At 71.7% G+C, this 14,502-nt stretch carries 12 protein-coding genes and 1 pseudogene; 8 read left to right on the top strand and 5 right to left on the bottom strand.

All coding sequences use genetic code 11. The features are described from left to right. Window positions 1-31: 31 nt before the first annotated feature. Window positions 32-1,381: a hypothetical protein gene (locus tag AB0O48_RS20980; RefSeq protein WP_357572217.1), complete on the bottom strand. Its 1,350-nt coding sequence runs from the start codon at window positions 1,379-1,381 to the stop codon at window positions 32-34. Window positions 1,382-1,463: 82 nt separating this feature from the next. Between AB0O48_RS20980 and murD the strand changes: the two genes are divergently transcribed. Beyond that, entirely contained in the window at window positions 1,464-2,810 is a 1,347-nt protein-coding gene (murD, locus tag AB0O48_RS20975) for a UDP-N-acetylmuramoyl-L-alanine--D-glutamate ligase (RefSeq protein ID WP_357248617.1), read from the top strand. Between the two features lie 7 nt (window positions 2,811-2,817). On the opposite strand, the gene AB0O48_RS20970 is transcribed toward murD, so the two are convergent. After that, window positions 2,818-3,774, bottom strand: coding sequence for a hypothetical protein (locus AB0O48_RS20970; RefSeq protein ID WP_365067669.1), 957 nt, complete (start codon window positions 3,772-3,774; stop codon window positions 2,818-2,820). A gap of 87 nt (window positions 3,775-3,861) precedes the next feature. Here AB0O48_RS20970 and AB0O48_RS20965 point away from each other — a divergent pair, with 87 nt between their 5' ends. Further along, on the top strand, window positions 3,862-4,725 hold the full coding sequence (locus tag AB0O48_RS20965; RefSeq protein WP_365067666.1) for a hypothetical protein: 864 nt from the start codon (window positions 3,862-3,864) through the stop codon (window positions 4,723-4,725). A gap of 33 nt (window positions 4,726-4,758) precedes the next feature. Then, the gene (locus tag AB0O48_RS20960) at window positions 4,759-5,586 is read left to right on the top strand and encodes a hypothetical protein (protein WP_357248608.1); all 828 of its coding nucleotides are present in this window, start codon (window positions 4,759-4,761) and stop codon (window positions 5,584-5,586) included. On the opposite strand, the pseudogene AB0O48_RS20955 reads toward AB0O48_RS20960, so the two are convergent. Further along, window positions 5,570-6,466 (bottom strand): annotated as a pseudogene (locus AB0O48_RS20955) (glutamate cyclase domain-containing protein). The gene AB0O48_RS20960 and the pseudogene AB0O48_RS20955 sit on opposite strands and share 17 nt — an antisense overlap. A 104-nt stretch (window positions 6,467-6,570) precedes the next feature. Continuing rightward, a complete protein-coding gene (locus AB0O48_RS20950) occupies window positions 6,571-7,557 on the bottom strand; it encodes a BadF/BadG/BcrA/BcrD ATPase family protein (protein ID WP_357248603.1) in 987 nt (328 codons plus the stop codon). A gap of 207 nt (window positions 7,558-7,764) precedes the next feature. Here AB0O48_RS20950 and AB0O48_RS20945 point away from each other — a divergent pair, with 207 nt between their 5' ends. The 5 genes from AB0O48_RS20945 to AB0O48_RS20925 are packed head-to-tail and all read left to right on the top strand — an operon-like array spanning window position 7,765 to window position 12,784. Continuing rightward, a complete protein-coding gene (locus AB0O48_RS20945) occupies window positions 7,765-8,718 on the top strand; it encodes a MurR/RpiR family transcriptional regulator (RefSeq protein WP_357248600.1) in 954 nt (317 codons plus the stop codon). Then, complete coding sequence (locus tag AB0O48_RS20940; RefSeq protein WP_365067660.1) at window positions 8,715-9,464, top strand: SIS domain-containing protein; 750 nt, start codon at window positions 8,715-8,717, stop codon at window positions 9,462-9,464. The genes AB0O48_RS20945 and AB0O48_RS20940 overlap by 4 nt, the downstream gene beginning before the upstream one ends. Before the next feature lie 26 nt (window positions 9,465-9,490). Further along, window positions 9,491-10,927 carry an N-acetylglucosamine/diacetylchitobiose ABC transporter substrate-binding protein gene (gene ngcE, locus AB0O48_RS20935; protein WP_357248594.1) on the top strand — a complete coding sequence of 479 codons (1,437 nt, stop codon included), beginning with the start codon at window positions 9,491-9,493 and terminating at the stop codon, window positions 10,925-10,927. Between the two features lie 16 nt (window positions 10,928-10,943). Further along, window positions 10,944-11,852: a sugar ABC transporter permease gene (locus tag AB0O48_RS20930; RefSeq protein ID WP_357248591.1), complete on the top strand. Its 909-nt coding sequence runs from the start codon at window positions 10,944-10,946 to the stop codon at window positions 11,850-11,852. Beyond that, window positions 11,852-12,784, top strand: a complete 933-nt coding sequence (locus AB0O48_RS20925; protein WP_357248588.1) for a carbohydrate ABC transporter permease — start codon at window positions 11,852-11,854, stop codon at window positions 12,782-12,784. The genes AB0O48_RS20930 and AB0O48_RS20925 overlap by 1 nt, the downstream gene beginning before the upstream one ends. A gap of 4 nt (window positions 12,785-12,788) precedes the next feature. On the opposite strand, the gene AB0O48_RS20920 is transcribed toward AB0O48_RS20925, so the two are convergent. Further along, a complete protein-coding gene (locus tag AB0O48_RS20920) occupies window positions 12,789-14,486 on the bottom strand; it encodes an ABC transporter ATP-binding protein (protein ID WP_357248800.1) in 1,698 nt (565 codons plus the stop codon). Window positions 14,487-14,502 lie beyond the last annotated feature (16 nt).

Below are 14,502 nucleotides of genomic sequence, written 5' to 3'. Positions count from 1 at the left end.
GGGGTGGCGGGGGTGGGGTGGGTGGGTGGGGTTAGAGGAGGGGGGTTAGGGCTTTGGCGTAGGTGGGGGGGATGTGGTTGGGTCCGCCGGGGGTGAAGACGTCCGAGTGGGCCACCGCGGACCAGGCTGTCTCGGGGACGGCGTCGACCAGGGCTCGGATCACCGGGGCGTCGCGCCACTGGTCCTGTTCGGCGAGCAGGCCGAGGGCCACCACCGACTCCTCGACCTCGCCCACGCACTCGAACGGCTTGTGCCCGTCCACGCCCAGCAGTTCGCGGTAGCCGGGGATCTGCGACTCGTCGGCGAGCAGGTCGCCGCCGAAGATGTGGGTGATCCGCTCACGCGGCATGAACGGTGCCATGGCCAGGAAGACGAACCGGCACTTCGGGCAGTCCCGGCACCAGCGCTCGCTCGCGTTCCGCAGCTTGAACGCGGCGTTGCAGCTGGTCACCACGTCGTCATACCTGGTGAACTCGGCGAACAGCCGGGCGATGTGCAGCTCGGACAGCGAGCGCAGCAGCGAGAAGTACGGTTCGGTCAGGCCGGCGTGCTCGGCCAACGACGCCCGCAGGAGCCCCTCCGCCTCGACACCCTTGGACCACTGGTGGTTGATCTCGTGGCCGTCCCAGACCAGGTTCGGGTCGGACGCGGAGCGCTCGTTCGACATCACCACCGGTCCCAGCCCGTGCAGCACCGCGGTCGCCACCGCGATCAGCGAGTTGATCGCGGTCACCGGGATGTGCCCGTTCAGCGCGCCGGCCGCGTTCAGGTCGAACAGCACCGGGTCGATCCGCCGGCGGGCGGCCAGCGGGATCAGCCCGGACGCCTCGTTCACCGAGACGATCACGTGGTTCGGGTTGACCGAGAACGGCACCGGGTCGAACTCGGCCTGGCGCAGCGCCTCCAGGCTGACGATCGAGTCCTTGCCACCACCCACCGCCGAGAGCGGACGACGGTCGGAGTCGTCGTACACGCGCGGAGGCTCCGGCGAGCCGGCCGGCACCTCCGGGCGTAGATGGAGCACGTGCGGCAGTTGGTTGCGGTACGCGTACTCGGCGAGGCCCTTGGTGTAGACGGCCGTGACGTAGTCGACGGTGGCCGCGCCCAGCGGCGCCGGCAGTACGAGCCGGGGCGGTGCGGCGGTCTTGTAGTAGCTGACCCCGGCGACGAGGTGCAGCACCTCCAGCACCCGGCCGAGGGTCGCCACCGTCTCGTCCGACGGCGGCTCGGCCGGTAGCGGGAGGGTGATCACCTCGGTGAACCGCTGCTCACCGGCCGGACCGGTCAGGGCGTAGTCGAACAACACCTCGCCAGTGGCGAAGTCGATCGAGTAGGACGGGAAGGTGAAGGCGTCCATCCGCCGGAGCTGCTCGTTGGGCACACGCCATACTAGGCCCTGGTTCGTCCGGCCGTGTCCGGACCGGCCCCGTCCTGCCGCCGCCGCGATCCCCGAGGAGAGCCCTGTGCGCCTGTCTGACCTGCGCGGACGTACCGTCGCCGTCTGGGGCACCGGCCGGGAGGGCCGGGCCGCTGTGACCGCCATCGCCGCGCACGGCCCGGCCGAGTTGGTCGCCGTCGACGACAGCGCGAACTTCCTGTCACTGCCCTGGGACGGCCCGCTGGCCGAGGCGGCGCCGCTGGTCACCGGCGAGGCGGGCTTCGAGCGGCTGGCCGCCGCCGACGTGGTGGTCCGCTCTCCGGGTGTGCCGCAGACCCACCCGTGGCTCGTCGAGCTGCGCCGACGCGGCGGCCTGGTCACCCAGGGCACCGCGCTGTGGATGGCCGACCACGCCGCGCGCACCGTCGGGGTCACCGGCAGCAAGGGCAAGAGCACCACCTCCAGCCTGATCAGCCACCTGCTCACCGCGACGGGCCGGCCGAACGTCTTCGGCGGCAACATCGGGGTGCCGACCCTGGACCTGCCGGAGGCGGAGCTGTACGTGCTGGAGCTGTCCAGCTACCAGTGCAGCGATCTCACCGACTCGCCCCGCGTGGCGGTCGTCACCGCGCTCTTCCCCGAGCACCTGGACGCGCACGGTGGGGAGCGGGAGTACTACCGGGACAAGCTCAACCTGCTCGCCCACGACCCGCAGACGATCGTCGTCAACGGCGGGGACCCGCGACTCGCCGCCGAGCTGGGGGACCTGCCGGCCATCCGCGCCGGCCGTCCCGACAGCGTCCACGTCGCCGCCGGCGGTGACGGTACGCCGTGGTTCCACCTCGGCGACCAGCCGCTGTTCCCGCGTGCCGTGCTGCCGCTGGTGGGTCGGCACAACGAGGGCAACCTGTGCGTCGCGCTCGCCGTGCTCGACGCGCTCGGCATGGACGTGGTGACCGAGAAGGATCACCTCGCCGTCGCGGTCGCCGAGTTCCAGGGGCTGGCCCACCGGCTCACCGAGATCACCGACCCGTCCGGGTTGACGTTCGTCGACGACACCCTGGCCACCAGCCCGTACGCGGCGATGCACGCCATCGACGCGTACGACGGGCGGCCGTTGACGGTGATCGTCGGGGGCAACGACCGGGGTCTGGACTACACCCCGTTGGCCGAGCACCTGGCCGAACGGGAGTTGACGGTCATCGGGATCCCGGACAGCGGCACCCGCATCGTCGAGGTGCTCGCCGGACTGCCGAAGGTGCGTACCGAACTGGTCGACGACCTGGTGGACGCGGTCCGGCTGTCCCGCGAGGTGACCCCGGCCGGCGGGGTGGTGCTGCTGTCGCCGGCCGCGCCCAGCTACGGCCGGTTCCGCAACTTCGAGCACCGTTCCGAGGTCTTCGCGCAGGCGGTCGCCGACACCGCCGGCTGAGTGAGACTCAGGCGGTGCGCAGGGCGCGCATCGAGCGGATCGCCGAGCGGATCTCCTGCAGGTAGCGGCCGGGCGTGAGCGTCTGCTCGGGCAGCACCGCCAGGTCGGCGAGCGTCGGGTCCACCCCCACCGTCTCGATGCCGCATCCGTAGGGCAGGGCCAGGGTGCGCAGCGCGTCGGAGTGCTGGAACGGCACGTAGATCGGCGCGGTGACCATCAGCACCTCATCACCCGGGGCGAGCCGGACGTGGCCGGCCCAGAACCGCTGGGTGTCGGCGGTGTGTGCCCGCCGCCGGTCCGGCTCGCTGGACGGCGCCGCCAGCACCCGGATCGGCGGCAGCCCGTCCGGCCGGTAGGTCCGCGACGACCAGGAGTGGTGTGGGTGGCCGGCGTCGACGCCGGCCTGCTCCGCCGGGATGGCCACCCCGAACACCCGCCGGACGGCGGTGTCCAGCACGTCCACCTCGGTGTCGTCGGGCGGGAGGCCCGCGTCGGCGAGCGTCCGGCGTTCCCACTCCGACAACGGCCGGAAGCTGCCCAGGACGGCGACCTCGCCACTCACCGGAAGGCCGGCGCGGAGCAGGTGCGCGGCGTACCCGACGCGTCGTACGCAGGCGTGCGCCAGGCCACCGAGCACCACCAGGTGGGCGTACGCCGGCCGGGTCGGCGGCATCGGGTGGATCAACCCGAGCGCGGCAGCCGCGTCCAGGACCAACGCTGCGGTGGCCGGGTCGAGGTCGGGTTCCCGGGCCTCGGGTCGCTCCCGCCCGCCCCGGAAGTCCCAGTGTCGGGCGGAGAAGTCGTCCAGGAACCGCAGCACCTCGTCGAGGTCACCGGCCGGCCAGTCGCCGCCGAACCGGCGGACCAGGTCGCGGAGCGGGACGGAGCACACCCAGGCCCGGATCTCCGCCGCGATCCGTTCGGCGTCCGCTCCGGTCGACCGGACCGCGTCGGCTCTCTGCACCCGCCGGATGCTACCGGCCCGCTGCGGCGGGGCCGCTGGTTGTGGCTGCTGTCTACGCTGTCGGGAGCGGCTGATTGGGGGATCTCGATGACCCGTGACGTGGCCCGTCAGCGGTTACGGGACCAGGGCGGCGGCTTCCTTCGCCTGGTGGCGCACACCGACCCGGTGGCACTTGTCGGCATCACGCTGTCGATTACCCTCAGCGTCGCGCTCGACCTCAGCGACGCCGCCTCCGGGGTGGAGTCGCTGCTGGCCGGCCTGATGGGCATCACCATCTCGCTGTTGGTCGACTCACTGGCCCGCGCGGAGCGCCGCTTTCACCTGCGCACCCTGCTGGACGGCCCGCCCTGGCTGGTCCGCTCCACCACGGAGCTGGCCGGGGCCATGCGGGCAGCGGCCGAGCAGCACGCCGGCACCCGGGTCGCGGTGGAGGCGGAGCGGCGGTACGAGCAGTTCCGGCTGGAGGCCGAGCAGCTCGCGGACGGTCGGATCATCCGGCGCGGCGACGAGGACGAGGACCTGGTCGGCGCGACCCGCACCTGCGTGCGACGACTGGACGCCCTGACCAACGTGATGCCCCGGGTGAGCGGGGAGCTCAGCTGGTGGCGCAGCGAGATCGGCCGGCGCTACTGGGCGGCCAACCTGGAGGCGCTGGAGCGGGGTGTCCAGATCACCAGGGTCTTCGTCTACGCCACGCTGAGCGACGAGCTGACCGCACTCGTGCGGCAGCAGCGCGCCGCCGGTGCGCGGGTGGGTCTGCTGCCCCTCGGTGTGGTCAGTCCACACCTGCACGTCAATTTGGCACTGTGGGACGGGTCGAGCTGTTGGGAGGCCCACATGACCGCGCACGGCGAGATCGGCGAGAACCAGTTCTCGGTCAACCGTACGGACGTCGCCCGGCTCACCCGCGTGTTCGACCTCTGCGCGAACGCCGCGACCTTCAAGGACTGACAGCCCCACCACGGGGGCAGAGACGGGTGAGCCATGACGCTGAGCGGGGTCCTGCTGGTGACGGCGGTGGTCTGGGCCGTCAGCGTGATCCGCTCGGTCCGGCTCCGGGCGCTGGTCTACAGCCTGCCGTTGCCGATGACGCTCGCCCTGGTCAGCACCGACCACCGGGTCGACGGCGCGCAGTTGCTCGGTGTGCTCGGGCTCAACCTCTTCTTCGTCACGGTGGCGGTGACCCATCACCGGTTGCGTTGGCCGATCCTGCTCGCCGACGGCGCGGGGATCGCCGTCTACGTGGCGCTCAGTGCCGGGCTGTTGGCCGTCCGTGTCCCGTTCGAGGCGGCCCTCGCCGGCACGCTCGCACTGTGGCTGGCGGCCATGCTGCTGCTACGCCGCCGTGCCGCCCGCCCGCGCGCCGACGCCGCCACGGACGCCGACGCGGATCCGGTCGCCGGTGCCGAGGCGCGTTCGGACGGGCTGCCGGTGCTGCTCAAGTTGGTAGTGATCTTCGTCGGGGCGATCCTCACCACGCTGCTCGGCGCCGTGTTGCGCGGCATGGTGGTGACGTTCCCGTACTCGGGGGTGCTGGTCGCCGTCGAGGCTCGTCGTCAGCTGCCGGAGTTCAGCTGGCACTTTGCCCGCAACAGCCTCGGGCTCGTCGGCTTCCTCACCGCGTACCACTACGTTCAGGACATCTCGCCGACCGTGGCACTCGGCGCCGGCTGGGCGGCCTTCGCGGTGGTCGCGGTCGCCCTGCACCTGCCGTCGCGCGCCCGCGGTGCCGCGCAGGCCCGCCCGGCGAGCCGTCCGCCGAGGTCACTGCGGCCGGCGGCCGAGCCACCCACACCTACCGGCCTGCCCTGACCAGTTCGGCGACGCGGGCGAGGGGTTCGGCGTACGCGGGCCAGTCGAGACCGTCCACGCTGAGCGTGGCGCGGCGGCGGACCCCGTCCACCGCGCCCGCGCGCACGATCGCGGTCAGCAGGTCGTACGACCAGGTGGGCTCCAGCAGCGTACGAAGCGCGGGCACCTCGGGCCGGAGCAGCGACAACGCGCCGACGAGGGCGGCGGCGGCCTAGTTCGAGGTGCCGCCGACGAGCAGCGCGTCCGCGCCCACCACACACCGGATCCGCTCGCCCGAGGCGACCACCCGTCCGACCAGTTCCGCCGGCAGTCGGCCCATGCCCAGTTCGTTGCCGCCGTCGCCGATGCCGATCCGGAAGGCCGACCCGGAGGCGTAGAGCCGGTCCAGGGGTGCGGTGTGCGCGCTGATGTCCTCGCCACGCATGTTGCGGGGCCGACCGTCCACCCCGGGGCCGACGCGCTCACAGGCGATGAGGTGCGTCAGTCGGGAGTACCGGGGGAGCAGGGCGGCGGCCCACTCCTCGTACCCCCGCAGTGGCGCGACGTCCACCGGCAGACCCGGCGCGGCCGCGGCGACGGCCGCCTCGACCACCGGGGCGCACGGCTCGTCGGTGACGAGCCGGCACCGGCCGCCGAGAAGGCGTACCGCGGCGGCGATCTGGACCGCGCCGAGCGGGCCGTCGGTCTCCGCGGCGGGCGGTTCGGCGCCGGGGATGAAGAACCCGGTGAACACCGCGGCGTCCGGCGCGGCAGCGCAGGCGAGCGACCGGGCGGCGGCCAGCAGTCCGCCGGCGACGGGCGCGGCCAGCGCCTCGCTGCCCCGGCCCACCTCGCGCGCGGCGACGCGTTCCAGCTCGGCGATCGTCTGTTCGATGTGCACCGTGGGCCTCCTCGGCGCCAGGGGACCGACCCAGGGTAGCCGTGCCCGGCCAGGGCGCGGCCCACCCCGACCCGGCCGCAGGGCGTCGACGCGACCGAGATTGATCAGGGGGTGGGGAAGAGGCGCGCGTGCAGGGCGGCCGGGTCGGTCACCTCGGGCAGGTCGCGGGCGGCGAGCCAGGCCGCCGCGGCGGCCCCGTCTCCGGCGGTACGCAGCGGCGCGTCCGGCCAGTGTCGAGTGATCTCGACCCGGACGGCGGCGGCGAGCGGGGTGTCCGCCGTGAGCAGCCCGCCGCCGAGCACGAGTGGGGTCACCGCGCCGGCGGGGCGGATGCGGCTCACGCTCTCGGCCAGGTGCGCGGCGGCTTCGGTGATCAGCGCGGTCGCGACCGGGTCGCCGTGGTGGGCGGCGTCGACGACGAGGGGCGCGAGCTGGGCCAGCTCGATGGGGGGTCGACGGGTCACCGCCTGGATGGTGGCGTCGACGGTGTCCCGGGGGCGGGCGGCGATCTCGGGGCTGCCCACCAGCTTGGTGAGCACCGTGGTGGCCAGCGCGCCGGGTGCACGCCCTGCGTCGAGGTCGGCGAGCAGCCGGCGTACCGACTCGCGGCCGAGCCAGAAGCCGGAGCCGGTGTCGCCGAGGAGCCAGCCGTGACCGTCGGCGATCCGGTCGAGCCGCAGGTCGTGGACCTGCGCGGTGATCGCGCCGGTGCCGGCGATGAGCACGGTTCCATCCGCTGCGGCGCTGCCGGAGGCGTAGGCGACCAGGGCGTCGCCGTACACCGCGTACGGGCAGCGTAGGCCGGCGTCGTGCCAGGCCCGGTCGAAGGCGGCCCGGCCGGCGGGGTCGGCGAGCAACCGGGCCGCCCCGGCCAGCCCGATGGTGCCGGCGACCACCCGTGCCGGGTCGAGGTCGGCGAGCGCCTCGCGGAGCGCGGTCAACAACTCGGCGGCGGCCCGTTCGGCGCCGTGACTGGTGGGGTTGCCACCACCGGCGCGGCCGGTGCCGACGCGGTCCCCGGTGAGGGTCAGGGCGGTCGCCCGGGTGGACGTGCCGCCGACATCGAGACCGATCACGAGGGCGTCGGACATCGGCACGGGGCTCCTTAGTCGGTGCGGCGAATCGGGCCTGTTCATGCTGGTCGGCGACGTCTTGCGGGGCAAGTTCCGGCGGCTGCGGCGGGCTGTGCGCCAGGTAACAGTTTGAAAACTTCGCCCACAGTCTTGACACGGAGGGGCGGTTAGTAAGAACTTTTACCACTAACAGTTAACAAGCTTTTCGGAAAGGTGAGGCGACCCATGGTTGATCACGAGGTGGACACCGCCGCGGGGACCGCGGTGGTCGACGCCGACGCGATCGATCGAAGGAGCTCAGCCTCCGGCGGGGTGCTGGCCCGCGTCCGCAACGGGCTCGACGAGCTGACCGACGCGCTGCGCCGCGTCGCCGAACACGTGCTCAGCGACCCGGAGGCCGCTGCCCGATCCACGATCGTCGAGCTGGCCGAGCGCAGCGGCACCTCACCGGCGACCATCACCCGCTTCTGTCGGGCGATGGGCTTCGAGGGGTACGCCGACCTGCGGCTGGGCATCGCCTCCGAGACCGGTCGGGCCCGCTCGGCCGGCTGGACCGTCGACATCGGACGCGAGATCCAGCCGAGCGACCCGCTCGCCCGGGTGCTCGACCAGATCATGGCCGCCGACACCCGGGCCATGCACGACACCGCCACCCTGCTCGATCTGAGCGAGGTGGAACGGGCCGCCGTGGCGATCGCCGGGGCCAACCGGGTGAACATCTTCGGTGCCAGCGGCAGCGCGCTCGTCGGCGAGGAGATGCAGTTCAGCCTGCACCGCATCGGTGTGGCCGCGTGGGCGTGGAACGACGTGCACGAGGGACTGGCCAGCGCCGCGTTGCTGCGCGGTGGAGACGTGGCGCTCGGCATCTCGCACACCGGGCAGACCCGGGAGACGATCGAGATGCTCGCCGAGGCGGGCAGCCGGGGCGCCACCACGATCGCGCTCACCGGCTTCCCCCGCTCGCCGTTGGCCGAACTGGCCGACATCGTGCTGCTCACCGCCAGCCAGGCCACCACCTTCCGGCCGGACGCCCTCTCCGCCCGGCACCCGCAACTGGTGGTGCTCGACCTGCTCTACATCGCCGTCGCCCAACGCACGCACGACCGCGCCCACGTGGCCTTCCGGCGGACCGCGCAGGCCGTCGACGGCCACAAGGCAGCGAAAGGTGTCGTCTCATGATCAGTGCCCAGGGGTACGCGGACGCCGTCCGCCCGGTGCTCGACCGACTGCTCGACTCGGAGGCCGACGGGATCACCCGGGCAGCCGATCTCATCGCCGACAGCCTGCGCGACGACGGGGTGCTCCAGGCGTTCGGCGCCGGGCACTCCGAGGCGTTCGCCGCCGAGCTGGTGGCCCGGGCCGGCGGGCTGGTCCCCACCAACCGGCTCTCGGTACGGGACCTGGTGATGCACGGTGACGCCCCGCGTGACGTGCTCGCCGACCCCAAGCTGGAACGCGATCCCTCCATCGCCCACCAGATCTACGCGCTCGCGGCGCCCCAGCCGCGCGACGTGTTCGTGGTGGCATCCCAATCCGGCATCAACGGCTCGGTGGTAGAGCTGGCGGCGCTGGTCACCGAGCGCGGTCACCCGTTGATCGCGGTCACCTCGGTCGAGCACACGGCACGGGTCGCTCCACGGCATCCGTCCGGCCAGCGGCTCGCCGACCTCGCCGACGTCGTGCTGGACAACGGCGCGCCGTACGGCGATGCACTGCTGCCGCTCGAGGGCGGCGGCGCGGTCTGTGCGGTCTCCTCGGTCACCACGGCGCTGCTGGCGCAGCTGCTGACCGCGGAGGTCGTACGACGGTTCCACCAGGCCGGAGAGGTGCCCCCTATCTACCTCTCCGCCAACGTCCCCGGAGGGGACGAGCACAACATCGCCCTCGAGTCGCGGTACGCCGGGCGTCTCCGGCGTACCGCCTGACCCGAATTCCACAAGGAGAGACGACGATGTCGATTACCCCCGAACACCCGGCCGCGCTCGACCGTCGCACGGTGCTGCGTCGCGCCGCCGCCGTGGGCATGCTCGCCACTCCGGCCATCGGCCTGCTCAGCGCCTGCGCGACGAGCGGCGGCGACAAGGAGAACGAGCAGGTCGCCGGTGGCACCAAGAGCGAGAAGAACCCGCTGGGCGTCAAGGACGACGCCGCGATCGAGGTGGTCATCTTCAACGGCGGTTACGGCGAGAAGTACGCCACCGACGTGCACGAGCCGCTCTACAAGACGGCGTTCCCCAAGGCGGAGATCAAGCACCAGGCCACGCAGGCCGTCTCCACCGTGCTCCAGCCGCGGTTCGCGTCCGGCAACCCGCCGGAGTTCGTGAACAACTCGGGCGAGAAGCTGATGGACTTCGGCGCGTTGGTGGCCGACGGCCAGCTCCAGGACCTCACCGAGCTGTGGGACGCCCCGTCGGTCGACGACCCGGCGAAGAAGGTCCGCGACACGGTCGTGCCGGGCACCGTCGAGGCGGGTTCGTTCAACGGCAAGCCGTACGTCCTGTACTACGTCTCCACCGTCTTCGGCATCTGGTACTCGGCCAAGCTGTTCAAGGACAACGGCTGGGCGCCCGCGAAGACCTGGGACGACTTCATCGCCCTGCTCACCAAGATCAAGGCCAAGGGCATCACCCCGTACGGCTACGCCGGGGCGAACGCGGCCTACTACCAGTGGAACGTGATCCTCACCCAGGCCGCCAAGATCGGCGGCACCGACGTTCTCAAGAACATCGACAACCTCGAGGACGGCGCCTGGAAGCAGGACGCGATCAAGCAGGCGGCCACCGCGTGGGCCGAGGTCGGGGCGAAGTTCAGCGACAAGAGCTTCGAGGGGCTCAAGCACACCGACGTGCAGCTGCGGCAGAACCAGTACAAGGTGGCCCTGTACCCCAGCGGTGACTGGCTGGAGGGTGAGCAGAAGCAGGACACCCCGGCCGGCTTCGACTACCAGCTCATGCCGGTGCCGAGCCTGACCGCGTCGGACAAGCTGCCGGCCACGGCGCTGCGCGCCACCGCGGGCGAGGGCTACTTCGTCTCGGCGAAGAGCAAGAACCCCAAGGGTGGCCTGGAGTACATGCGCCAGATGCTGTCCAAGGCGGGCGCGAAGGGCTTCACCGAGGTGGTCAAGGCCCCGACCGTGGTCACCGCCGGCTCGGAGGGCTTCTCCTTCCCGCCCGGTGTGGCCAGCTCGCAGGCCGCGCTCAAGGCGGCCGGCCAGGACGTGTTCAACCTGTACTTCGACGGCTGGTACAAGGAGCTCGACACGGAGGCGCGGACCGCCACCAACGAGCTCATGTTCGGCCGGATCAACGCGGACGCCTTCGTGGAGCGGATCCAGAAGCGTGCCGACGCGATCAAGAAGGATTCCTCCGTCACCAAGTTCAAGCGCTGATCGGAGCGTAGGGGTCATGCGGCACGGCAAGTATCCATTCGTGATCGGGTTCCTGATCGTCCCGGTCGCGCTGTACGTGACCTTCGTGATCGCGCCGTACGCGCAGGCGTTCCAGATCTCGATGACCAACTGGCGGGGCCTGTCGGCTCCGCGGTGGGTGGGCTTCGACAACTACCGGAGGTTGCTCGACGACGGCGCCTTCTGGAAGGCGGTCCAGCACCACGGCGTACTGCTGCTTGCCCTGCCGCTGATCACCATTGCCATCGCGCTGTTCTTCGCCTTCCTGCTCAACGTGGGCGGCAAGAGCAGCGGCGGCCAACGCCGGGGGGTCTGGGGGTCGAAGTTCTACCGGGTGGTGTTCTTCTTCCCCCAGATCCTGGCGGTGGCCATCATCGCGGTGCTGTTCCAGACGGTCTACCGGCCGGACGAGTCCGGCCTGATCAACGGCGTGCTGATGAAGTTCGGCCTGGACCCGGTGCTGTTCCTGATCCGCCCGAACCTGGCGCTCTGGTCGATCATCGGGGTGCTGGTCTGGCAGGCCGTCGGCTTCTACGTGGTGTTGTTCTCGGCCGGGATGGCCTCCATTCCGGGCGAGATCTACGAGGCCGCCGAGATGGACGGGGCGACCAGGGTCACCCTGTTCTTCCGGGTCACCCTGCCGCTGCTCTGGGACACCCTCCAGGTGGCCTGGGTGTACCTCGGCATCGCGGCGTTCGACGCGTTCGCCGTCGTGGCGGTGCTCTCCATCGACCAGGGCGGCCCGGACGGCGCCACCACCGTGCTGGCCGTGGAGATCTACCGCAACGCGTTCACGTACCAGAAGTACGGCTACGCCTCGGCGATGGGTGTGGCGCTCTTCTTCCTCACCATCACATTCGCGGCGCTGACGCTGCGGCTCACCAAGCGGGAAAGCGTGGAGTACTGATGAACCCGCAGACGACGCTGCCGCCGACGGCGGCCACACCGCCCCCGCCGACCAAGGGTCCGAAGGCCGCCGGCGGCCGTCCGGGGAAGGGACCCCGGTCCGAGGTACGCCTCTTCGCCGGGCTCGGTCACCTGGCCCTCGTCTGCTGGGCCGTGATCGTCATCGTGCCGATCCTGTGGACCTTCCTGGCCGCGTTCAAGAACACCACCGAGATCTTCAGCAGCCCGTGGACCCTGCCGGCCGAGCTGCGCTGGGAGAACTTCGGTCGGGCCTGGACCAAGGCGCACGTCGGCCGGTACTTCCTCAACAGCGTGCTCGTGGTCGGGGCGAGCACCTTCTGCACCATGCTCTTCGGCTCGATGGCCGCGTACGTGCTGGCAAGGTACAAGTTCATCGGCAACCGGGCCGTCTACTACCTGTTCGTCTCCGGGCTGGCCTTCCCGGTCTTCCTCGCCCTGGTACCGCTGTTCTTCGTGGTGAAGAACCTGGGTCTGCTCGGCACCCACACCGGACTGGTGCTGGTCTACACCGCGTACTCGCTGCCGTTCACGGTGTTCTTCCTGGCCGCGTTCTTCAAGACGTTGCCGACCTCGGTGGCCGAGGCCGGGATGATCGACGGCTGCGGGCACACCCGGCTGTTCTTCCAGGTCATGATGCCGATGGCGAAGCCGGGCCTGATCAGCGTGGCGATCTTCAACATCATCGGTCAGTGGGCGCAGTACCAGCTACCACTGGTGCTGCTGCCCAGCGGCTACGAGGACAAGTGGGTCCTGACCCAGGGCATCGCGAACATCTCGGTGAACGCCGGCTACGAGGCGGACTGGTCCGGGCTGTTCGCCGCGCTGACCATCGCCATCCTTCCGATGATCATCGTGTACGGGGTCTTCCAACGCCAGATCCAGGCCGGCCTCACGGCAGGCGCCGTCAAGTAACCGGTCACCTCGGGCGCTCGTCGGCCGGACTGTGCCAGGAGTGCCAGAGGGCCGCGTACGCCCCGTCGGCAGCCACGAGGTCGTCGTGGCTGCCGATCTCGGTGATCCGGCCGTCGGCCAGCACGGCGACCCGGTCGGCGTCGTGCGCGGTGTTGAGCCGGTGCGCGATCGCGATGACGGTCCGCCCGACCAGCACGGCGGCCAGCGCCCGTTCGGTGCGGCGGGCCGTGCTCGGGTCGAGCGCGGCGGTCGCCTCGTCGAGGATCAGCGTGTGCGGGTCGGCGAGCACCAGCCGGGCCAGCGCGAGCTGCTGTGCCTCGGCGGCGCCGAGCTGCCGGGCACCGTCGCCGAGCTGGGTGTCCAGCCCGTCGGGCAGCGCGGCACACCAGTCGGCGCCCACGCTCGCCAGCGCGGCGCGCATCTGCTCGTCCGACGCGTCCGGCGCGGCGAAGGAGAGGTTGTCGCGCACCGAGCCGATGAACACGTGGTGTTCCTGCGTGACCAGGGCGATCCGCCGTCGACGTTCGGCGGGGTCGAGGTCGGTGACCGGGCAACCGCCGATGCTGACCACGCCCTGGCGTGGCGCGTCGATCCCGGCCAGGAGCCGGGCCAGGGTGGACTTGCCGGCACCCGACGGACCCACGACCGCCAGCCGCTCACCCGGCTGCACCTCGAGGTCGATGCCGTGCAGCACGTCCGGCCCACCGGAGTAGGAGAACCGCGCCCCGCGGACGACGACCCGTTCGCCCCGTGACGTGGCCGCCCGACCGGGTGGCTCCGGCGGGACCATGCCGACGCCGAGCACCCGGGCGTACGACGCGAAACCGCGCTGCGCCTGCTCGGTCCACTGCAACAGCCGGTCCATCGGGTCGATCGCCTGTTGCAGGTAGAGCGCGGCGGCGACCACCGCGCCGAGGGTGACCACGTCCCGGGAGAGCAGGTAGCCGCCGACGAGCAGGACCAGGGCGATCGGCAGCGGGTAGCTGGCCTCGACGACGGAGAAGTACACCGTACGCAGCGCCAGGGTCGCCCGTCGGGCCTGCCACAGCCGGGCGATCCGGTTGGTGCCGTGCCGGATCCGGTCGTCGGTCAGCCGCAGCGCCTCCACGGTGCGGGCGCCCGCGGCGGTGGTGGTCAGCGCCTCGGTCAACTCGGCTGCCGCCGCGCCCTCGGTGAGGTAGGCGGAACTGGCCCGGCGCAGGTACCAGCGGGTGGTCCCCACGATCGACGGGAGCCCGGCCAGCGCCGCCAGGCCGAGCAGCGGATGCAACAGGAAGATCGCCCCGAACAGCAGGGTCAACTGCACCGAGGCGATGACGATCGTGGGCACCACGTCCCGCACGGTGGTCCCGACCGTCGACACGTCGACCGAGCTGCGGGTGGCCAGGTCGCCCGAGCCGGCGCGCTCGACGACCGAGACCGGCAGGCCGAGGGTCCGGTCGACGAACTCCTCCCGCAGTTCGGCGACGGCCCGTTCACCGAAGCGGTGGCCGGCGTACTGGGCGTAGCGGGACAGCAGCGCGCTGACCAGGACGCAGCCGGCGATGGCCAGCGCCAGCCGGTCCACGGTGGCCGCTCCGGCGCCGGCGGTGACCCGGTCGATGATGGTGCCCAGCAGCCACGGCGGGGCGAGCCCGGCGATCGCGGCCGCGCCGTTGAGCGCCAGCACGACACCGACGGCCCGGCGATGCCGGCTGATCATGGCCCGCAGGGCGCGA

This window comes from Micromonospora sp. NPDC085948 (assembly GCF_040686315.1).
GTDB lineage: Bacteria > Actinomycetota > Actinomycetes > Mycobacteriales > Micromonosporaceae > Micromonospora.
This window is presented reverse-complemented; position numbering and strand designations above follow the sequence as displayed.